Here is a 19,677-nt window from a genome sequence, read left to right as displayed (position 1 = left end):
TTCTCCGCCACCGACCCCGCCACCTCACGCACCGACAACGACGCGATCTTCTGCAACAACTCCCGCAACAACACCCGCAACCCCACCTGCGCCGCCGCCTCCACCGCCGGCACCAAAAACGACCCGAACAACGACGCCAACAACTCCACCACCGTCGCCAACGCAAAAGCCGCCATCGCAATCATCATGATCTTCGACTTCTGCACATCAGCCGCAGTATTCTTCGCCGACTTCGCAAAATCCTCAGCCTGACCCACCAACTCAGCCAAACCCGACGCGAAATCACCCCGCAACACCGACACCACCGCCGACCCAAAAGCCCCCTCCAACGCCCGCTCCACCCCCGACGCACCCACCCCCACATCCCCCTCAAAACCCTTCAACGCCTGCGCAAAACCAGCCCACGCACCACCAATCGCCCGCAACCCACCCTCAGAAGCCTCCGGCCACTCCATCCCCAACGTAACCTTGAAAAACTTCTGCAAATGCGCAGGCAAATGAGTCGACTCACCCTCACCCCCACCACTCATCTACCCACACCCCCTGCGAAGCCCTGCGTTTCGGCCATGCGCGGACCACGGCCGTCGCGAGCCGCCGCGCGATACCGTGTCTGCCGTTCCATGCCCTCGTCTGTGCTCATGTCCGTCGGGTGCCAGGCGCCTCTCCCCCAGGCGAGACCCGTGACCGGGCCGAAGCTACCGGCGCGCGACCCGGCCACGGCGTTACGCGGGCGCCCGAACACCAAAAGGGGGAGGTCCACTCACCGAGGGGAGTCCGGACGACGCCGTACAGGGATCGACCGGGGGGTCTCCCCGAGCCTTGTCCGGAAGATCTGCCCCAAAGTCCCGCCCTCCCGGAAGTTCGGGCATTTCGGAAGGTGGTCTAGACATTTCGGGGAGTGATGTGCTCTGATCACAGGAGGTTCTGTGAAACTTTCGTGATATCCAGGCTCGGGCCGCCCAGGCCCCTCCAAGGACGGAGACCGCCTTGAGGACGCGTACGAAGAGAACCTTCCGGCGGGCCTGCGCCTTGGCCCTCGCGGGTTGCGTGGTCACCGCGGGCCTGGTGCCGGCTCCGGCCGTCGCCCGGCCGAGGGCGCAGACGGTCACCGCGGGAAACGCGCGGTTCCAGGTGCTGTCCCCGACGCTGATCCGCACGGAGTATTCCGGCGACGGAACCTTCGATGACAGCCCGACCTTCAACGCCATCGGCCGCGGCTCTTTCCAGGCCACTCCGTTCACGTCCACGACCTCCGGCGGCGTCCTCACGATCCGGACCAGCGCCACGACCTTGAGCTACCGGCTCGGATCCGGCCCGTTCAACGCCGGAAACCTTGCCGTGCGGCTCACTTCGGGACAGACACCCGTGCAGGCTTCGCCCTGGCACCACCTGACCTGTCCCGTCGGTTCCTTGTGCGAGGCCGAAGACCTCACGCTCACCGGCCTGGGCACGGCCTCGGACCATTCCGGCTACACCGGTGAAGGCTTCGCGGCCGGGTTCGAGGCCAACGGCTCCGGCGTCTCCGCGGACGTCCTGGCTCCCGCCGCCGGGACGTACACGCTGACCGTCCGCTACGCCAACGGTGTCGCGGGAGACGGTCAGCACATCCCGCGCTCGCTGAGCCTCTCCGTCGACGGTGGAGGAAGCAGCACGCTCGCGCTGCCCACGACGGCCGACTGGAACACCTGGGCTCTGGCGTCCGTGCCCGTCACTCTCGGCACGGGACACCACACCGTCGGCATCGGCCGTGCCAAGGCCGACACCGGGGACGTCAACATCGACAGTCTCGCGGTCGTCAACCCAGGCGCGTCCTACCCCCCGACGTCGGCGCGAGCCTTCGAGGACTGCGAGTACGGCACGAGTTGTGAGGCGGAATCCGGCCTGGCCACGGGTTCCGCGCGCCGGGCGACGGACCACACCGGCTACTCCGGTCCCGGTTTCGTCGCCGAACTCAACCAGGGTTCTTCTCTCACCCACCGGGTCGTGGACGTTCCAGCCGACGGTACCTACAACCTGAACATCCGCTACGCCAACGGAGTCGGGGGTGACGGCCTCCACCAGACCCGGACAGCGACCGTCACCGTCGGCGGTGTGTCCAACCCGATGACCTTCCCAGCCACCAACGACTGGGACACCTGGAGCACCGCCTCGACGCCGGTCGGCCTCAAGGCCGGGGCCAACGACGTGGTGCTCGGCTGCCCCGACGTGGTGAGTTGCCACATCAATGCCGACACGATCGCGGTGACCCCCACGGGAGCGCCCGCGCCGGCGCCGCATCTGGCACTCGGCGGCTATCGCCGGGCACTCGACGGCGTCAATGGCGACAACGGCAACCCGCCGACCACCGAAGGCCTGCTGCATCAAGACGGCTGGTACCTCCTCGACGACACGCCTTCGGCGTTCTACGACGCCCGCGCCGGTCAGGTGACACAGCGACCCTCCCGTCCGGGAGGCTCCTATCAGGACGGTTACGTCTTCGGCTACGGCCACGACTACAAGGCCGGGCTCCGCGACCTCGCGACCCTGACCGGGCCGCCCGAGCTTCTTCCGCGCTGGGCCTACGGAGTGTGGTACTCGGAGTACATCGACCGCACCGCGGCCGACTACCAGAACACGATTCTGCCGCGGTTCCGCTCCGAAGGCGTGCCGTTGGACGTGCTCGTCACCGACACCGACTTCAAGTCCCCCTCCACCTGGAACGGGTGGGAAATCGACCGGTCCAAGTTCCCGGACCCCAAGGCCTTCTTCGACTGGGTCCACGCGCAGGGCCTGCACGAAACCCTCAACATCCATCCGAGCATCCTCGGCTCCGACCCCAAGTTCCCCCGGGCCAACGCGATCGCGAAGGGCAAGCTCGCCCAGTCCTGCGGCACGGACTGTTACGTGTTCGACTGGGCGGACCCGGACCAGCTCGCCGCCTACCTCGATCTGCACGCCGAAATGACCAGCCAGGGCAACGACTTCTGGTGGCTCGACTGGTGCTGCGACGGTTCACTGTCCACTTTGGCCGGTGTGACGCCGGATGCCTGGATCAACCAGCAGTACGCGGCCGCCATGGCGAAGTCGTCCGGGGGGCGCGGTTTCGTGATCTCCCGCGCGTACGGTTCGCTGCAGTCCGGCGGTTACAGCAACCCGACCGGCCTGCCGACCGGCCCCTGGGCGGACAAGCGCAGCACGATCCACTTCACCGGTGACACGTCCTCGACGTGGGGGACCCTCCGGATGGAGGTCGGCGCGACCCCGGGCGAGTCGGCCGCCACCGGCATGTCGGCGATCAGCCACGACATCGGCGGCCACAACGACACCACCGGCCTTCCCGGCAGCGAAACCTATGTTTCCGACGGACAACTCCACCAGACTCACAAACTGCCCGACGACCTGTATGCCCGCTGGGTGCAGTTCGCCGCCTTCCAGCCGATCGAGCGGCTGCACAGCAACCACAGTGACCGTCTGCCCTGGCAGTACGGCGCGGATGCCAAGGACTCGGCCACGCGATTTTTGAACCTCCGGGAAAATCTCGTGCCCTACACCTACACCCTGGCCCACGAAGCCGCGACAACCGGAATTCCCGTGGTGCGCCCGACCTACCTGGAATACCCGGACGAACCGGCCGCCTACTCCGCCGCGGCGAGTGAGTACCTGTACGGCCCCGATGTCCTCGTCGCCCCGGTGACGACCCCGGGCACCCAGGCCACCACGACGGTCTGGTTCCCGCCAGGACAGTGGACCGACTATTTCACCGGCAAGACCTACGCCGGCGGCACCACGCAGCAGGTCACCACGGACCTCGGCACGATGCCGGTGTTCCTGCGGGCCGGGGGAATCGTCACCACCCGGAGCGACAACGTGACCAACGACGTCCAGAACCCGATGACCAAACTGACGGTCACCGTCGCCCCCGGCGCGTCGGGAACGTTCTCGCTCTACGAGGACGACGGCACGACCACCAATCCCGCCCTGGCCGCGACGACCAGGATCACCTATACCGAACAGGACGGCCATCACTCGGTGGCGATCGACCCGGCGCAGGGGCATTTCCCGGGTCAGGTCACCGATCGGGAATGGACCGTGAAATTCCTCGGTGTGCAGGCCGCGCCGAGGATGGTGACCGCGGACCACGCCCCCGTCACCGCGGACCGCTGGACCTGGGACAGCGCCACGCACACCCTCACGGTGCGCGTTCCCGCGCGACACACCGCCAAACCGATCCGGGTGTCCTTTTAGGACATAAAGAACCAGGGGCGGTGTGCGGGCTCTCAGCCGCACACCGCCCCTTACCAACGAAGAAGCTCAGGCGCTGATGTGCATGTCGCTGACGTACCAGACGCCGTCCTTCTTCTGCGTCTTCAGATCCAGCTTGAACGACGACGTGTTGCCCGACGAACCGATCAGTTCCAGGTCGCGCAGGGTTTTGCCGTCCACCTTGACCGCCGTGTCCGGCACCGTCGCGCTGTCGCCCTTCGCGTCGATCTTCGCGACCTCGACCTTCCCCTTGGGCGGAAGAGTGACACCCGGCTTCGCCCACGCCTCGTGCAAGTGCTTGAACGCGGAGATCACGTCGTTGTTGCCGTCGTCCGTACACGAGGTCGAGGGAGCCACGATCGCGACGCTCGTCTTGCACGCGTCGACGTATTTCTCCTGCAGGACCTGCGTGACCCACGCGGACACCGCATCACCCGGCGTGGCGGCCTGGGACGACGCCTTGCTGCTCGGTGCGGCGGCAGAAGTATTCGCACTCGATGACGCCGCGACCGGATTGGCCGCTCCTTCCGTGTGCTGCTGACAGGCGGAAAGCCCCAGCGTCAGCATGGTCGCCATCGCGGCGAGCCCACCCGTGGCCTTGATCCCCTTGATTTCCATGAAAACTTCAAGAACCTTTCCTTCGCATCCGCGATCCACGGTGGACCGGGATTCGTCCGTGCAGACGATCTTGTCAGTTACACGTTTCCAAGCCGGAATCGGATCACGCGCCGATCGCGTCACGCCGGCGCCCGAGATCGGAAATCGCCAGCGCGTGCCTCGTGCGGCAACCCGCCTTGGCGTAGAGCCGGGTGAGGTATTTTTCCACGGTCTTCTCACTGATCCGAACGGCACGCGCGATCTGGCGGTTCGTCCGTCCCTGCCGGATCTCCTCGATGATGGCCAGTTCGGTGTCGGACAGGTGCTGGCGCCGCGCGCGAGTAACGGGAACGGCGATCCCGTGACCCTCCATCGCCCGTTTCGCCTGACCGATCAACCGGGTCGCTCCGACGGACTGAGCGATTTCGTAAGCCTCGCGCAGACGGCGCTGCGGTGCGCCGGCGACCTGGGCCGAAGCCTGGCAGACCAGCACGAGATCGAGCGCCTCGCCACGGCGGCGGACCAGCTTTTCGGCCGCGCGGATCCCGGTTTCGTCCGCTTCCAGCAGACCGCGAACCAGGACCACCGTTTCCGACGAACGCTGGGAACCCGATCGAGAATGCCACAGTTGGGCCATCCCGAGCACGGAGGCGCTCCAGTCCGGTCGCGCGGCCCGCGCGGCGAGCCAGGCAAGTCGCGGGAGCAGGCGCGAAGCACCGAACTCGTCGGCTTCCCCCGCGTCGGCGTGACAAGCACGCCAGCCGACCTTGAAAGCCTCGACGGGGTCGCCGCCGTGATACCGCGATCCCGCCTCCACCCAGGTCTTGAGCAGGGGAAAACGACCGGCCTCGCCCACCGCGGCCAGCCATTCCGCGGCACGGCGGTCCTCACCACGCCAGCCGCACATTTCGGCCGCCAGCAGCCGGGCGTGCTCACGGGCCGCCTCGTCCACGTCGTCCCGGATTTCCAGCTCGCGCGCGGCGGACAGCGCGTCGTCCCAGCGCCCGTCGGCGTGACCTGCGCACACCCGGTGATAGGCCGCCAGGGGCCCGCCCGAAGGGGTCCGGTAGTCCGGGCCCAGCACCGAGCCGAACACGGGCACGAGGTCCCGGGTGGCGCACGCGTCCGCGATCCGGCCGTCGAGCCGCCTGGGCCGGGGAAAGCGGCCGCCCGGGTCCGCCTGCCGCCAAGCGGGGTTGAAACACGCGGCGATCTGGTCCGGCCAGACCGGCTCCCCGGCGAACCAGCGGTCGGCGAACTCCACCGGGGCGGGCACCGCTGTCCGTCCGGTCAGCCCTTCCCGCACGGACGCGGCAACGGGACGGCCGAGGTGCAGGGCCGCGAGCGCCGCGACGACCGCGAGTTCGGCTCGTTCGGCGGAGCCCGGGTCGCCTTCGAGCGCCTGGGGGACAAACCGGGCGAGCGCCGGGTAGTCGGCCGCGCGAACGAGGTGCCGGATGAGGCTGGTCTGCAGACCGGCCCGCGCGGCCGATCCTCCGGCGTGCCACCAAGCCGCGTAGCGGTAGTCGGTGCGCACCCGGTGGTCGGTGTCCCCCAGCATTTCTTCGGCCTCGCGCAGGATCTCGACCAGTTCCGGGCGTCGGGGCAGGGTCTGCCCGGCGCCGGCGACATGGGATGCCAGCACAGGCGTCTGGTGGCTTTCCGGCGGGCCGTCCACCAGCATCCGCTCGGCCATTTCCCGGTGCAGCCGTTGCCGGCTCCCGGCCCGCTCGGCGATCGCGGCGCCGAGTCCGGGGAAGCGGCACCGAAGCAGCCCCGACGCGGTGCAGTCGAGTACCCCCGCCAGCACGAGCTGATCGACGGCGCGGCCATGGTCGAGTGCCGGGCCGGCCGCGGCGGAGAGGAGCGGGACTTCCTCGACCCGCAGGCCCTCCGGACTCGCGGCGAGCAGCACGACCTGATCAGCGGCCTCGCCGAAGGGAGCGAGCACCTCGAAGAGGTGATGTCCGGCTGGCAGAGAAACGGGTTTTTCCGGCTCCCGCAAGCAAATCAGGCCGTTGACGAGGGCAAGCCTGCCGCGGTGGCGGAGTTCGGCCATCGTCGACAGCAGGGTGCCCGGGTTTCCCCACAACGGCCCGAGGGCTTTCCGGACGGCTTTCTCGGCGGCGGCGTCCACGGGGGCGTTCATGGTGCGCCGCAGCAGGGTCGCCGTTTCGTCCTCGGACAACGGCTCCAGTTCGAGCATCCGGTCGGCCAGCCCGGCGGACAGGCCCGGCTCACCGTCCGGCCCGAGCCGGCAGGTGGCGACGATCGGATGGCCGGCGCGATGGATCGACGCCAGCGCCAGGACGGGATCAGCCAGGCTGTCGGCGTCGTCCAGCAGGATCGTCATGGGCCCGGTCGCGCTGAGCCGGGCGAACAGGTTGCTGACCGCGCGAAGCAGCCGGAACCTGGCCCAGGAGGAGCCATAGGTTTCCTCGCTCCACAGCCTGCTCACGGCTTCGAGAGCCTCCAGCAGGCGGGCGTCGGTGGCGAGTAGTTCGAACTGGTCCCGCACCGCCGTGAGGACGGCCGAGACACCGAACGAATCCCATTCGGGCCGGTCTCCGCGGAACGAAACCTCCAGCACGGTGGCGCCCAGTTCGAACAGCTCCCGGCGTACTTCTTCGAGCAAGGCGGACTTGCCACTTCCCGGAAGACCGCACACCACGGTCAAGCCCGCTCGCTGCCGGTCGTGCAGCAGGACGTCCAGCACCGCTCGCCGTCCCACGAGTCCTCCACGCTGGCGCGCCATTACTTCAGTCCTCCTAGCTCGCATCGAGGCTCCCCCGCCCCGGGCCGGCCGCTCTCCCACCGGCCTGACATATCAGACCAAGGGGGACTCAAGGAAACCTCTATCGCGCCGGAACCCGGGAAATCCGCTGGTGAGCCGTCAGATGACACCCGCGCGCACGGCATAGGCCACGGCGTGCGGACGGTTCCGCAACTTCAACCGGGTCGTCATCGAATAGATCACGTTCTTCACCGTGCGCTCGGAGTAGCACAACTTGTCCGCGATCTTGGCGGTGTCCCAGCCCTCGGCCACCAGCCGTAGCACGTCGACCTCCCGCGCGGTCAGCCCCGCGGAGCCGATCCCCCGCGGCAACAGCACCTCTTCGTGCAGGCGGCGCACGCTGTCGACCAGCCGGCCCAGCACGTCGGAGGGCATGAGTCCCCGGCCGGAGGCCGCGGCGACGATCGCCTCCACCAGCCGGTCCCCCGAGGTCCGGCTCCGCGGCAGCACCGCGACCACCCGGGACTCGGCCACGTGAACGATCTCGTTGTCCCGCAGCTCACCCGCCAGCAGCACCTTCGGCACCACGGCCCGGCCGTCGCCGCTCTGCAGTTCGGCCACCACCTCACGGGTCAACCGATCCGCCTGAACCACCATCACGTCACGCTCACCCAGTTCGGTCCGGTCGGCCACCCTGAGTTCGGGGCGCGTCCGCAGAAAACTCGTCAGCCCCTCCTGCATCAACGAATCCGCCGCGAACACACCCACTCTGACCCGGTCCATCTCGATCCTCCGCTGCATCGGCACACAATCCCCGCAGTCCGATTCCGTGCCGGAAAAGCGGGCGGCCTTCCCCACGGCAACAACCTCCGGGGTCTGGGGACAAGCCTGCTGCGCGCTACTTCATAAACCCTCTATTACGCTTCGCGACCCGGCTGACCCGCTCAGATGGTGTCGAGCCGCCGGTTGTTGGTACGTGGTCCGAGGAAGCGGACCAGGACGGCCAGCGCCACGAGCAGCGCGGCGCAGCCGGCGTACATCCCACCGGCGCCGATCCTGGCCAGCAGGCCGACCGCGACCAACGGAAGCAGGGCGCTGACCAGTCGCGATGCCGAGTAGGGCAGTGCGATCGACGTGCTGCGTTTGCCGCTGTGGAACAGTTCGGCCTGGTAGATGTGGCTGACATTGGACTGCACCACCGAGCTGAGCGTGCTCGCGGTACCGGCGACGAGAATGAGGCCGATGGAGGTCGCGCTGCCGAACACCGTGCCGAACACGCCTATCGCGAGCGTGCTCCCGATCAGCAGGTTACGGCGCTCGACACGCTCGCACAGGTGGACCGACACCAAGGAACCCAGCGGATAACCGATCGCGGTCAGAGCCGAGAACATCAGCGAGTGCTGGAGATCGAATCCCTTGGCCAGCAACACGATCGGCGCGATCGAAGCGAACCCGTAGAACCCGATCGGCCCGAGGATCCACATCGCCCACAGCAGCAGCGAGCGCCGCCGGGTCGAGTCGGCGCCAGGCTTTCCCGTCGCGGCGGTCGTTTCGGGCGCTTTCCTCTCCGGGGTCGCGATCACACGCTCGGGGTCGGCACCGGCCGCGCGCTCGATCTGCCGCACCACCGCTTCCGCTTCGGCCTCCCGTCCGGTGGCCGCCAGCCAACGAGGCGACTCCGGCAACCGGCGGCGCGACAGCCAGACGGCGACGCCGCCGAGCGCCGCCAATCCCAGCAGCCAGCGCCATCCCGCGATGCCGAAGACGGTGCCGGTCGCCGACTTGGCCAGGCCCCCGGCCACCGGCACCGCCAGGAGCCCCAACGTGTAGCTCCACGCCGTGCAACGCCCACGTTTCGCGGCGGGCAGCATTTCGGACAGGTAGGTGTCGACCAGGGTCAGTTCGGCGCCCAGCCCTATCCCGGTGAGCACCCGCAGGACGAGGAAAACCCCGAGGCCGGGCGAAAACGCGCCGGCCAGGGACAGCACGGCGTAACTGATCAGGTTGACCTGGAAGAGCAGACGCCGGCCGAAGCGGTCCGCCAACGGCGCGAGGGTCAGCGAGCCGATCATCTCGCCGATGAACGCCACACCGACCACCAGCGCCTGCTGGGTGGGCGACAGGTGCCATTGCGGAGTGAGCAGCACACCGAAAAAGCTGCCCAGCGCGACTTCGTAGAAGTTGAAGAACGATCCGAGCCCGATCAGCAGGACCATCCGGCGATGCCAGCGCGACAGCGGTAGCCGGTCCAGCCGCTCACCAGCGCTGACCCGGCTCACCGTGGCCGAAGCGGTGTCGTCACCCATGTGATCACTCCCCTCGATTGCTAGATGCTCTAGCATAGAGCACGTACGCTAGACTAAGCTGGCGAACCAAGGAAGGGAGGCGAGCGAAATGACAGCGGAACTCTCGGCACTCGACCGGCCCGAGTCGCTCGGGCAACGCGCCTACCGGGCATTACGCGAGCAGATCGCGGTCGGTGGACTGGCGCCGGGCGAGCGAGTGACCGAGCGCGGCCTGGCACTCCGGCTGGGGGTGAGTCACACCATCGTCCGGGAAGCGCTTTCCCGCTTGGAGCAGGAACGCCTAATCGAACGGGTCGGGCCGCGCCACCTGCGCGTCGCCGCGCACTCCGAGGAGACCCTGCGCGAGGTGCTCTACACCGAAGCCGTGGTACGCGCCGCCGCGGCCCGCTTCGCGGTCCCGAAGCTCACTGGAGAAACGCTCGACGAGATGACCCGGCTGGTCGACGAGTTGGAGCGGGACCCCGCCGGCGGCGACCCGGAACACCAGCTCGGCCTGGCTCGCCGGTTCGACGAACTACTCCTGACCGCGACCGGCAACGACGTGCTCATCGGGTTGGTCGGCACCCTGTCCGTGTTCGGCTGGACCGCGCGGAAGAAAGCGGTCGAGGCGATGCACGAGAAGGACCATGACGTCGGACTGGACCGGATCCGCGCCCACCGTGAACTCCTTGCCGCGCTGCGCGGCCGCGACGCCGATCTGGTGGAAACCACGCTACGGCGGCAACTGCTCATTGCCGCCGACTACATCCTCGAACACGCCCGCTGACCGGGCGCGGCCACAAGAAGAGGCACTATGACCACCCCACACAAACGGATCCGGGTCCTCGTCCCGGCCGGCATGCTCGGCGGCGGCTTCCCGCCGGAGACGGTCGCCTACGGCATCGACAATGGCGCCGAGGCCATCGTGGTCGACGGGGGGTCGACCGACTCCGGTCCCTACTACCTGGGCACCGCGACGGCCAAGACCAGCGCCGCCGCGGTCCGGCGGGACCTCGAAATCCTGCTCACCGCCGCCCGCGCGGCGGACATCCCGCTGATCGTGTCGTCCTGCGGCACCAGCGGCACCGACGCCGGGGTCGACTGGGTCGCCGACCTGGTGACCTCCATCGCGCGGGAGCGCCGATTGTCCTTCCGCCTGGCGCGGATCTACAGCGAGCAGACCATCGACGCACTGGTCTCGGCGTTGAACGCCGGACGCGTCAACCCGCTCGCCCCCCTGGGGCCGCTGTCCGCCGATATCCTTGGCTCGTGCGAACACGTCGTCGGCGTGCTGGGCAGTGAGCCGATCGCGGACGCGATCCGCGCCGGGGCGCAGGTCGTGCTCACCGGCCGCGCCACCGACACCGCTCCCCTGGCCGCGCTGGCCGCCTTACGCGACATTGAGCCCGGCCCTGCCTGGCATGCCGCGAAGACCGCCGAGTGCGGCGGTCACTGCACCACCGATCCCCTGGCCGGGGTCCTGATCGAGGTCGACGACAAGGGTTTCACCGTCGAGTCGCTCGATCCCGGGTCCAGCGCCACCCCCACCTCGGTGGCGGCACACATGATCTACGAAAACGCCGACCCGTTCCGGATGCGCGAGCCCTCCGGCACCCTCGACACCAGCGGCGCCACCTACCGTGCGCTCGACGATCGGCGAGTTCGGGTGGAGGGCTCGGCCTTCGAACCCGCCGCGCAGTACACGATCAAGCTCGAAGGCAGCGCACGCACCGGCTACGAGACCATCTCCCTGGTGGGCATCCGTGACCCGCACATCCTGTCCGATATGGACACTTGGGTCGCCCGGCTCGAGTCGGTTCTGGCCGACCGCGTGAAGAGTCTGCTCGACCTTGAGCCGGGCGACTACGACATCGCCGTGATCCGCTACGGCGACAACGGGATTCTCGGCGACCTGGAACCCGAGCGCGGCACGCCTCGTGAGATCGGCGTGCTGTTCAAGGTGCGGGCGAGCACCCAGGAAGTGGCGACCGGCATCGCGAAGGTGGCCAATCCGCTGCTGCTGCACCTGCCGCTGCCTGGTATGGACCACCTGCCCAGCTTCGCGTTCGTGACCTCACCCGCCGAAATCGAGCGCGGCGCCGTCTACGAGTTCGTACTGCACCACTCCGTGGACGTCACCACGCCCGACGAACTGTTCCGTACCAAGCACAGTGAGGTCAGCCATGACTGAGACGACCGCCCGGACCGTGGGAGATCTGGCGCAATTGGTCCGGACCAAAAACGCCGGACCGTTCTGGATGACCATCGATGTCTTCTTCGCCACCGACGCCGACTACCAGCGGGCCGCCGCGCCCGGCGTGATCTCCGAGGACATCGTCGCCGCGCTGTACGGGGTCTCGCCGTCCGACGTCACCGTCTTCCGGTTACCGCACATCCGCGTCGTCAAGATCTCCTTCCCACGACGCGTCGTGCAGGGCAGCTTCGCCGACCGCGACATGCACTCCGGGCAACAGCACGTCCCGCTGGCGAACCTCTCCCTTCCGTGACCCTCAGCGCCAGCCGAGTCCCGGCGCCACGTGGGTGAGGATGCTTTCCAGCAGGTGTGCGTTGTAGTCGACGCCGAGCTGGTTCGGGATGGTCAGCAGCAGGGTGTCCGCGGCCTCGATCGCCTCGTCCTCCTTGAGCTGCCGGACCAGCACGTCCGGCTCGGCCGCGTACGAGCGGCCGAAGATCGCCCTGGTCTGCTCGTCGAGCATGCCGACCTGGTCCCGTGAATCGCTGTCATTACCGAAGTACGCACGGTCCCGGTCGTCGGTGAGAGCGAAGATGCTGCGGCTGACCGACACTCGCGGCTCCCGCGCGTGGCCCGCCTCTCGCCAGGCCTCACGGTATGCCTCGATTTGCTTACGCTGCTGGACGTGCAGGGGCTCGCCCGTTTCGTCGTTCTTCAGCGTCGAGCTCTGCAGGTTCATGCCCAGCTTGGCGGCCCAGACGCCGGTCGCGTTCGAGCCGGAGCCCCACCAGATGCGGTCGCGCAGCCCCTCGGAGTACGGTTCGAGCCGCAGCAGGCCCGGCGGGTTGGCGAACATCGGCCGCGGGTTCGGCCGGGCGAAGCCCTCGCCTTCGATCACCTTGAGGAAGACTTCGGTGTGCCGGCGCGCCATGTCCGCGTCGGTCTCGCCGTCCTCGGGGGCGAAACCGAAGTAGCGCCAGCCGTCGATCACCTGTTCCGGGGAGCCACGGCTGATGCCGAGCTGGAGCCTGCCCTCGGAGATCAGATCGGCCGCACCGGCGGTCTCGGCCATGTACATCGGGTTCTCGTAGCGCATGTCGATCACGCCGGTGCCGATCTCGATCTTCGACGTGCGCGCGCCGATCGCCGAAAGCAGCGGGAACGGACTGGCCGCCTGCCGGGCGAAGTGGTGCACGCGGAAGTACGCGCCGTCCACCCCGAGCTCCTCGGCGGCCACCGCCAAGTCGATGGACTGACGCAGGAAATCCGACGCCGACCGGGTCTGCGAATAGGCGGTCGACGACCAGTGACCGAACGACAGGAAGCCAATCTTCTTCACGGTCCGTATCAGCGTCCAGCGGCCACGATTGATTCCCTCACAAGGTCTGATGTGACCAGGTCGACCCGGTCACGGAGGGTTTCGGCGCCCCGACGGGGGGATCACGCCAGGCGCGTCCAAATGCTCTTCACCTCGGTGAAGGCCTCGGGCCGAAGCCCCACCGGTGAGCAACCGCGCCCCTTCCGCCCGGCCGATGCCGACGTAGGAGTCGATCCGCTCCAGGTGTTCGATGTTTCGGGCGGTGGCACGCTCCAGTGCCGCTGTGATGTCGCCGGGCGCGGGATGGTCGAGGACCGCCGCGACATGAGCGTCGGGGCGGACGAGCCACACTTCGCCGGGCCGGGAGCCGAGGGCCGCGGTCAGCGCGCCATCGGGATCGATCTCGCCGAGCGTACGCACCCGCACCGGCCCGGGTAAGGTCGCCGCGGCGGCCGTGTTGCTTTCCCCGTGGCACAACACCAGAAAACCGTCGCGGGCCAGTCCCCTGCTCCTCCCTCCGGCCACGGGCGCGTCGGGCAGCAGCACGCCCGGGCCCGCGGGCGGCACCTGACCGCGCGGAGGGCGCCCCGCGAAGGGGCGCCGGGGATCGGGCGTGGTCAACGGCGAGTCGGCATACCAGAACGGTTCGGCGAGCCGGCCCGAGTCCACCATCCCGCGCGCGGCGCAGTCGGTGGCGGCCCTGGCGAGGATGTCGGCACGCCGGCGTGCGCGTTCCTCGTCGGGGGGAACGAGAAAGTCCATTGTGGACGTGGTGACCGCGAGGTTCTCGCGGGCCGCGGCATGCCGCTCGACATGGTAGGTGCCGAGCAGGGCCTCCGGCGCCCAGCCACGCCCCACGTAGGCGATCTTCCACGCGGCGTTCTCCGCGTCCGCGACACCGGAGTTCAGGCCACGGGCGCCGAACGGTGAGACGAGGTGCGCGGCGTCGCCCGCCAGCAGGACCCGGCCAAGGCGCAGGCGATCGGCCACCCGGGAGTGGAAGCGGTAGACCGACTTCCACACGATCTCGTAGTCCCGCTCGCCGATGATCGCGCGGATCCGTGCGTCCAGCGCCCCGGAGGCGGCTTCCGCGTCGAGGTCGTAATCCGCCGGGACCTGCCAGTCGATCCGGAAGGTCGAGTCCGGGCAGGGGTGGATCAGCACCTGGCGGCCGGGGTTCCACGACGGGTCGAAGTAGAAGCGCCGCTCGGTCGCCCAGCCCGGCAGGTCGGTCCGGATGTCACAGATCAGGAACCGGTCGTCGAAGGAGTGGCCTTCGAAACGCACCCCGAGCAGACGGCGCAGTTCGTCGCAGCGCGCTCCCGCGCACACCACGACGTAGGAGCCACGGACCTCGCGACCGTCGGCCAGCCGCATCCTCACCCCTTCGGCGTCCTGGTCGATCGCGACCGCCTCGTGGTCCCAGCGCAGGTCCACCAGTGGCTCTGCGGCGATCCGCTCGTCGAGGATTTGCTCGGTGCGGGCCTGGGAAATGTTGACGAAGGGCGGAAACGCGGGCCGGCCGGGCTCGGCGAAGGTATAGCTGAACAACTCGGCGTCCCGATGGAAGGTCCGCGCGGTGGTCCAGGTGACGCCCTCGTCCGCGATCCGCCTGCCCGCTCCGACCGTCTCCCAGACGTCGAGCACGTCCCGCTGCTGGCAGATCGCCTTGGAGCCGACGAGATCGCGCCGGGGGCGCCGGTCGAGCACGATCGTGGGCACCCCCCAGTGCGCCAGCAACAGCGCCGTGGTCTGCCCGACCGGGCCCGCGCCCAGGACGAGGACCGGCTCACCCGGCCAGGGTTCGATGGACATCGGAGATGCTCCTGTCGTCGCGAATGACCTCAGCCCTGCAGCTGCGCCCAGACCTCACGGTCGCGTTCGGCGGTCCAGATCACCGGACGCTCCACACCGGACAGTTCGTCCCACAACCGGGAAACGTCGAACGGCAGGCAGTGCTCGAAAATCGGCCAGTGCCCGTACCGCGGCGCCAGCGCGGTGTGGGTGGCTTCGAAGGCCTCCTTGAGCGTGCCTCCGCGCTCCCGCACGGCGCCCACCTCCCGGATCATCACCCGCAGGAAGTTCCTGGTCTGCTCGATCGCGGCGTCGGCAGCCTCCCGCCCCCGGCTCACCCCGCCACGGCCGCCGACGAGCTGCTCCGCGCCGAGTGCCTTCAAACTGTCCAAAGTGGATTCCGCCCACTCGCGGTGGAAGGCGTCGCCGGTGTAGAGCGCGGCTTCGGCCTCCACCAGGTCACCGGCGAACAGGATCTTCTCGCGGGGCAGCCACGCGGTGATGTCCCCTTCGGTGTGCCCGCGCCCATGCCACCGCAACACCAGTTCCCCGCGATCCCCGCCGAGGTCGATGGTGAGCCGGTCGGCGAAGGTCAGCGTCGGCCAGGTCAGTCCCGGCACGGAGCCCGCACCCTCGGCCAGCCGTGGCATGCGGGCGAACTCGCTTTCCCAGTCCTCTTTCCCTCGCTCGGCCACCAGCGCCTTGGTGTTCTCGTGCGCGACGATGGTCTCGGCGTCGAACGCGCTGGCCCCGAGCACACGGACGGCGTGATAGTGGCTCAATACCAGATACCGCACGGGCTTGTCGGTGTGCTCACGCAGTTTCGCCAGCCATTTCCTCGCGGCGACCGGAGTGGCCAGCGCTTCGAAGCAGACGAGGAAGTCTTCGCCCTCGATGGCGCCGATGTTCGGGTCGCCCTCGGCGGTGAGGGCGTAGACGCCGTCGGCGAGCACCTCCAGCTTCTGTTCCTTGGCGGCTGTGTCGGCGGAGGAAGCGAACGGCTTGGCCATGCGGATTCCTTTCGGTGTCAGGAGAAGAGGTCAGGAGAAGAAGACGTCTTCGGTGAGACCGGCACGCAACGCGCGGTAGGCGCCCGTGGAGAACAACAACGGCGTCCCGTCGCGATATTCGACATGCTCGACCTCACCGATGAACAGGACGTGGTCGCCCCGCCGGAGAATTCGAAGCTGTAACGCATCGCCCGCAGTCCCGGGAGTTTCCCCGCGAGGGGCAGATGGTGGATTCGTAGTACTCGCGGAAGTGGGCCGGATCCCGGCACCCACGACACCGATCGACACCATCACCGGCCCGTCTCTATTATCGGAACAGTCGTTCGATTTCCGAGATGCAGTCTAGGCTGTGTTGCCAAGGCGCGCGATCGGATTTGCGGAGACGGGCCGTGACTCTCCGCGGTCGGCCTGCCCTGAGCAGGCGGGCAGCCCGCCTCCGAAAATCCGAAGCCTTCGGCCCCCGCGCGCACCTACTCACCTCATGCGGAAACACGTGCCAGACCTGACACAGCCTCAAGGGGAGACATGACCGCGAGCAAACCTCCCGCCGGCCTCCAGACCTTGGAACGCGGGCTCACGGTGCTGGAGGTCGTCGCCGCAGCCGGCGCGTGCACCGCCGCCGATGTCATGGCGCGCACGGGTCTCCATCGCTCGATCGCCTACCGGCTGCTGTCCACTCTCGAAGCACGGGGCTACCTCCGGCGTGGCGGCAACGGGCGTTACGAAATCGGGGCGTCGGTGCTGCCGGTGGCCGCCGCCGTGCGAACCGAACTCCAGACCGCGGCCCGTGCGGCGCTGGCCCAGGTCGCCGAAGCCACCGGCGCCACGGCGTTTCTCGCGATACCGCAGGGCGATGACGCGGTCACCCTGGTGACCGCCGAACCCCCGGCGACCTCCACCCCGTTCGCCTACCGGCCAGGCGCCCGCCATCCCCTGACCCGCGGCGCGCCCGGCTTGGCGATCCTCGCCGCGGGGCCGCCGCGCCCGGGCGAACGCGCGGAAGTGACCCTCGCACGCGAACTCGGTCACGTCCGCACGACCGGCGAAGTCCTTCCCGGGGTCAGTTCGGTGGCGGTCCCCGTGCACCTCCGCGACGGCCGGGTCGCCGCGGCGTGCGTGCTCTACGCACCGGGGTGGACCAACGAGCAGGAAGCGATTTCCCTCCTGACGGCCGTAGCCGAGCGCCTGACGGCGAGTTGACCAGCGGCCTCGGTTCTGCCGCTACGGCGCTGGTCGTACCCGGATTGCCGCCCCGGTGCGGACGCCGTGACGCCCTCGTGAGCCGACCATGGTCCGGGTGAGGGCGAAACGAAGAAGAATCGGTGAAACGTTGTGGTTGAGCCTGTTGGTGATCGCGCTGGCGAGTTGCGCACCGGCGGCGGACGCGGCCGCGCGGACGGTGAGCGTGTCGGGACCAAGCCCGTTCGCCGGCTGCCCGCCACGGGCATTGGACGGGAAGTTGCCCACGGGCGCGGTGGAGCCGTCGGTGGCGGTGAACCCACGCGACTCCCGCGCGGTGGTCGCCGCCTGGACTCAGGACCGCTTTCGCGGCGTGATCGTCGGCGCGAGCGCTGACGGCGGGCGGAGCTGGCAACGGGCGCCGGTGCCTGGCCTGACCCGGTGCACGGGCGGCGCCTTCGATTACGTGGACAACGTGTGGTTGTCCGCGGGCTCGGACGGTGTCTTCCACCTGTCCGCGCATGTCTTCGGCGACGGCCCGGCATCCGGCCGCGTCGCGTCGCGGTCGGTGGACGGCGGTCGCACCTGGAGTGTGCCGGTGCTGGTCGTGTCGGAGGACCGGCCGGGAAACGGGCGATTCTCCGGTGGCGCGATCACCGCTGAGCCGGCCGACCCTCGATCCGTCTACAGCGTCGCCCCGAAGTTCTCCGAGCCATTCCTCGACGGCGTGCCGTATCGCGGACGCGTCTACGTCAGTCGCAGCCGGGACGCGGGCCGTGACTGGGATCCGCCCGTGCTCGCCTACGACACCGGCGATGGCGCACTGGCCACCGGGCATCAACTCCTGGCGTTGCCGGACCGGACATTGCTGGACGTGTTCACCCTGGTCCGGCAGCCCGGTTCGGCCGGGCAGAGCAAAGAAATCGCGGTGATGCGGTCGACCGACCATGGAGCCCACTGGTCCGCGCCGGCGACGGTCGCCGGCCTGTCCTCTCGGGGAACCTACGATCCGCGGGACCACCATCCGGTGAACACCGGCAGCAGCCTGGTCGCCGCCGCGGCGGTCGACCCGGAAACCGGCCGCGTCTACGTGGCCTGGCAGGACGCGCGCTTCACCAACGGCATCGCCGACGCGATCGCGGCGTCCGTCTCGGCCGACGGTGGGCACACCTGGTCGCCCCCGGTCCGGGTCAACGCGACGCCGGCCACCATCCCGGTCGCCGGCCGGCAGGCGTTCGCGCCCACGGTCGCCGTCGCCAGGGACGGCACGGTGGGGGTTGCCAGCTACGACTTCCGGCACGACGACGACAACACTCCACTGTGGACCGACCGCTGGCTGGTGCGCTGCCGGCCGGACCTCGCCGAGTGCGCCGAAGAGCGGCTGACCGGCACCTCGTTCGACACCCGGGCGGCCACCGACATCGGCGTCGGACCACCGGGATTCTTCCTGGGCAGCACACAGGGTCTGGCGGCCGCCGGGCGGGATTTCCTCGCCGTCTTCGCCGGCACGGACGGCACCGGCGACGCCGTCGTCATGGGTCGAGGTGACGGAGGAAAGCGGCGGGGTCGGCCAGGTAGCGACGCCACAGGGTGACCAGCGCCAACTGGTCCCATTTGGTGCGGTGGGTGCCGTGTTCGCCGATCTCGATGATGTCGGCCCCGGGTGTCGAGGTGAGCACCGGTGAATGGGTGGCGCAGATGATCTGGGCGCCGGACTTGCCCAGATCCTGCATAAGGGCGACCAGTCGCAGGCTGGAGGTGAACGAGAGCGCGGCTTCGGGTTCGTCCATCAGGTAGAGGCCGGGTTCGCGGAACATCTCGGTGAACACGGTCAGGAAGCCTTCGCCGTGGCTCATCGCCTTCGTGTCGGCCTCCCAATAGCCGTGCATCCCGGAGACGGCGTTCATGAGTCCGAACGCGGTTTCGGCCCGCAGGAAGAATCCCTTGCGTTTGCCGCGCGGACCGGCGCGCATTCGCGCTCCCGCGGCGGTGGTTTCCAACCTCAGGGTCTCGCCGAGGGGCGTTTTGGGCCGGCCGCCGGCGTACTTACGACCGGCCCGCCCGCCGTAGGCGTCGAGTTTGAAGGCCTCCGCGATCGCCTCGATCACGGTCGATTTGCCGGAACCGTTCTCCCCGACCAGAAAGGTCACCGGCGCGGTGAACTCCAGCCCATGCTCGATCAATTCCCGCACGCACGGCACCGTGTACGGCCACGAGTCCATCGACTCCGGCCGCAGGCCATCGGGAACGTGGGCGCGGCGAACGAGCATGGCTCTCCCTCCTCAACCTGTTCGGTACCAGGGTATGCGGCCGCCCGCGGACCG

General features: G+C 68.9%; 16 protein-coding genes. 6 read left to right on the top strand and 10 right to left on the bottom strand.

Annotated features, from left to right (window positions below):
* Nucleotides 1-530, bottom strand: a 530-nt coding sequence (locus ACFSXZ_RS29945) for a WXG100-like domain-containing protein (protein WP_378268675.1), incomplete at its 3' end; no start/stop codon positions are given.
* A 457-nt stretch (nt 531-987) separates the two neighbouring features.
* On the opposite strand from ACFSXZ_RS29945, the gene ACFSXZ_RS29940 reads away from it, so the two are divergent.
* Nucleotides 988-4,224 (top strand): TIM-barrel domain-containing protein, encoded by a 3,237-nt coding sequence (locus ACFSXZ_RS29940; RefSeq protein WP_378268673.1) that lies wholly within the window; start codon nt 988-990, stop codon nt 4,222-4,224.
* A 66-nt stretch (nt 4,225-4,290) separates the two neighbouring features.
* On the opposite strand, the gene ACFSXZ_RS29935 is transcribed toward ACFSXZ_RS29940, so the two are convergent.
* The 4 genes from ACFSXZ_RS29935 to ACFSXZ_RS29920 form a co-directional block, all read right to left on the bottom strand.
* A complete protein-coding gene (locus tag ACFSXZ_RS29935) occupies nt 4,291-4,860 on the bottom strand; it encodes a hypothetical protein (protein WP_378268672.1) in 570 nt (189 codons plus the stop codon).
* A gap of 103 nt (nt 4,861-4,963) precedes the next feature.
* On the bottom strand, nt 4,964-7,570 hold the full coding sequence (locus ACFSXZ_RS29930; protein WP_378268670.1) for a helix-turn-helix transcriptional regulator: 2,607 nt from the start codon (nt 7,568-7,570) through the stop codon (nt 4,964-4,966).
* 162 nt (nt 7,571-7,732) lie between these two features.
* Nucleotides 7,733-8,356 carry a helix-turn-helix transcriptional regulator gene (locus tag ACFSXZ_RS29925; RefSeq protein ID WP_378268668.1) on the bottom strand — a complete coding sequence of 208 codons (624 nt, stop codon included), beginning with the start codon at nt 8,354-8,356 and terminating at the stop codon, nt 7,733-7,735.
* Between the two features lie 161 nt (nt 8,357-8,517).
* Complete coding sequence (locus tag ACFSXZ_RS29920) at nt 8,518-9,879, bottom strand: MFS transporter (protein WP_378268666.1); 1,362 nt, start codon at nt 9,877-9,879, stop codon at nt 8,518-8,520.
* Between the two features lie 88 nt (nt 9,880-9,967).
* Between ACFSXZ_RS29920 and ACFSXZ_RS29915 the strand changes: the two genes are divergently transcribed.
* From ACFSXZ_RS29915 to ACFSXZ_RS29905, 3 genes are read left to right on the top strand one after another with little or no spacing between them, the layout of a single operon-like run.
* On the top strand, nt 9,968-10,645 hold the full coding sequence (locus tag ACFSXZ_RS29915) for a GntR family transcriptional regulator (protein ID WP_378268665.1): 678 nt from the start codon (nt 9,968-9,970) through the stop codon (nt 10,643-10,645).
* A gap of 27 nt (nt 10,646-10,672) precedes the next feature.
* The gene (locus tag ACFSXZ_RS29910) at nt 10,673-12,049 is read left to right on the top strand and encodes an acyclic terpene utilization AtuA family protein (protein ID WP_378268664.1); all 1,377 of its coding nucleotides are present in this window, start codon (nt 10,673-10,675) and stop codon (nt 12,047-12,049) included.
* Nucleotides 12,042-12,365: a DUF4387 domain-containing protein gene (locus ACFSXZ_RS29905; RefSeq protein WP_378268663.1), complete on the top strand. Its 324-nt coding sequence runs from the start codon at nt 12,042-12,044 to the stop codon at nt 12,363-12,365. Before ACFSXZ_RS29910 ends, ACFSXZ_RS29905 begins: the two co-directional genes overlap by 8 nt.
* 3 nt (nt 12,366-12,368) lie before the next feature.
* On the opposite strand, the gene ACFSXZ_RS29900 is transcribed toward ACFSXZ_RS29905, so the two are convergent.
* From ACFSXZ_RS29900 to ACFSXZ_RS29885, 4 genes are all read right to left on the bottom strand, one after another.
* Nucleotides 12,369-13,391 carry an LLM class flavin-dependent oxidoreductase gene (locus tag ACFSXZ_RS29900; protein ID WP_378268661.1) on the bottom strand — a complete coding sequence of 341 codons (1,023 nt, stop codon included), beginning with the start codon at nt 13,389-13,391 and terminating at the stop codon, nt 12,369-12,371.
* 69 nt (nt 13,392-13,460) lie between these two features.
* On the bottom strand, nt 13,461-15,185 hold the full coding sequence (locus ACFSXZ_RS29895; protein ID WP_378268660.1) for an FAD-dependent monooxygenase: 1,725 nt from the start codon (nt 15,183-15,185) through the stop codon (nt 13,461-13,463).
* A gap of 29 nt (nt 15,186-15,214) precedes the next feature.
* Nucleotides 15,215-16,174: an MBL fold metallo-hydrolase gene (locus ACFSXZ_RS29890; protein ID WP_378268658.1), complete on the bottom strand. Its 960-nt coding sequence runs from the start codon at nt 16,172-16,174 to the stop codon at nt 15,215-15,217.
* A 30-nt stretch (nt 16,175-16,204) separates the two neighbouring features.
* Nucleotides 16,205-16,468 (bottom strand): hypothetical protein, encoded by a 264-nt coding sequence (locus ACFSXZ_RS29885; RefSeq protein WP_378268656.1) that lies wholly within the window; start codon nt 16,466-16,468, stop codon nt 16,205-16,207.
* A gap of 231 nt (nt 16,469-16,699) precedes the next feature.
* Between ACFSXZ_RS29885 and ACFSXZ_RS29880 the strand changes: the two genes are divergently transcribed.
* Together ACFSXZ_RS29880 and ACFSXZ_RS29875 are read left to right on the top strand one after the other, a co-directional pair.
* Complete coding sequence (locus tag ACFSXZ_RS29880; RefSeq protein ID WP_378268654.1) at nt 16,700-17,374, top strand: IclR family transcriptional regulator; 675 nt, start codon at nt 16,700-16,702, stop codon at nt 17,372-17,374.
* A 136-nt stretch (nt 17,375-17,510) separates the two neighbouring features.
* Nucleotides 17,511-18,947 (top strand): sialidase family protein, encoded by a 1,437-nt coding sequence (locus ACFSXZ_RS29875; RefSeq protein WP_378268653.1) that lies wholly within the window; start codon nt 17,511-17,513, stop codon nt 18,945-18,947.
* Here the strand turns inward: ACFSXZ_RS29875 and ACFSXZ_RS29870 are convergent.
* Nucleotides 18,886-19,623: an AAA family ATPase gene (locus ACFSXZ_RS29870; protein WP_378268652.1), complete on the bottom strand. Its 738-nt coding sequence runs from the start codon at nt 19,621-19,623 to the stop codon at nt 18,886-18,888. The two genes, ACFSXZ_RS29875 and ACFSXZ_RS29870, sit on opposite strands and share 62 nt — an antisense overlap.
* Nucleotides 19,624-19,677: the final 54 nt, after the last annotated feature.

It is taken from the genome of Amycolatopsis pigmentata, assembly GCF_042684065.1.
Classification (GTDB): domain Bacteria; phylum Actinomycetota; class Actinomycetes; order Mycobacteriales; family Pseudonocardiaceae; genus Amycolatopsis_E; species Amycolatopsis_E pigmentata.
Note: the sequence above shows the minus strand (reverse complement) of the source record. Positions and strands in the feature narration are given on the sequence as shown.

Bases quoted from the DNA above. Each gene is read 5' to 3' on its own strand.
- ACFSXZ_RS29920 (WP_378268666.1), bottom strand. From the start codon at position 9,879: ATGGGTGACGACACCGCTTCGGCCACGGTGAGCCGGGTCAGCGCTGGT.
- ACFSXZ_RS29915 (WP_378268665.1), top strand. From the start codon at position 9,968: ATGACAGCGGAACTCTCGGCACTCGACCGGCCCGAGTCGCTCGGGCAA.
- ACFSXZ_RS29905 (WP_378268663.1), top strand. From the start codon at position 12,042: ATGACTGAGACGACCGCCCGGACCGTGGGAGATCTGGCGCAATTGGTC.
- ACFSXZ_RS29895 (WP_378268660.1), bottom strand. From the start codon at position 15,185: ATGTCCATCGAACCCTGGCCGGGTGAGCCGGTCCTCGTCCTGGGCGCG.
- ACFSXZ_RS29880 (WP_378268654.1), top strand. From the start codon at position 16,700: ATGACCGCGAGCAAACCTCCCGCCGGCCTCCAGACCTTGGAACGCGGG.
- ACFSXZ_RS29925 (WP_378268668.1), bottom strand. From the start codon at position 8,356: ATGGACCGGGTCAGAGTGGGTGTGTTCGCGGCGGATTCGTTGATGCAG.
- ACFSXZ_RS29935 (WP_378268672.1), bottom strand. From the start codon at position 4,860: ATGGAAATCAAGGGGATCAAGGCCACGGGTGGGCTCGCCGCGATGGCG.
- ACFSXZ_RS29890 (WP_378268658.1), bottom strand. From the start codon at position 16,174: ATGGCCAAGCCGTTCGCTTCCTCCGCCGACACAGCCGCCAAGGAACAG.
- ACFSXZ_RS29910 (WP_378268664.1), top strand. From the start codon at position 10,673: ATGACCACCCCACACAAACGGATCCGGGTCCTCGTCCCGGCCGGCATG.
- ACFSXZ_RS29870 (WP_378268652.1), bottom strand. From the start codon at position 19,623: ATGCTCGTTCGCCGCGCCCACGTTCCCGATGGCCTGCGGCCGGAGTCG.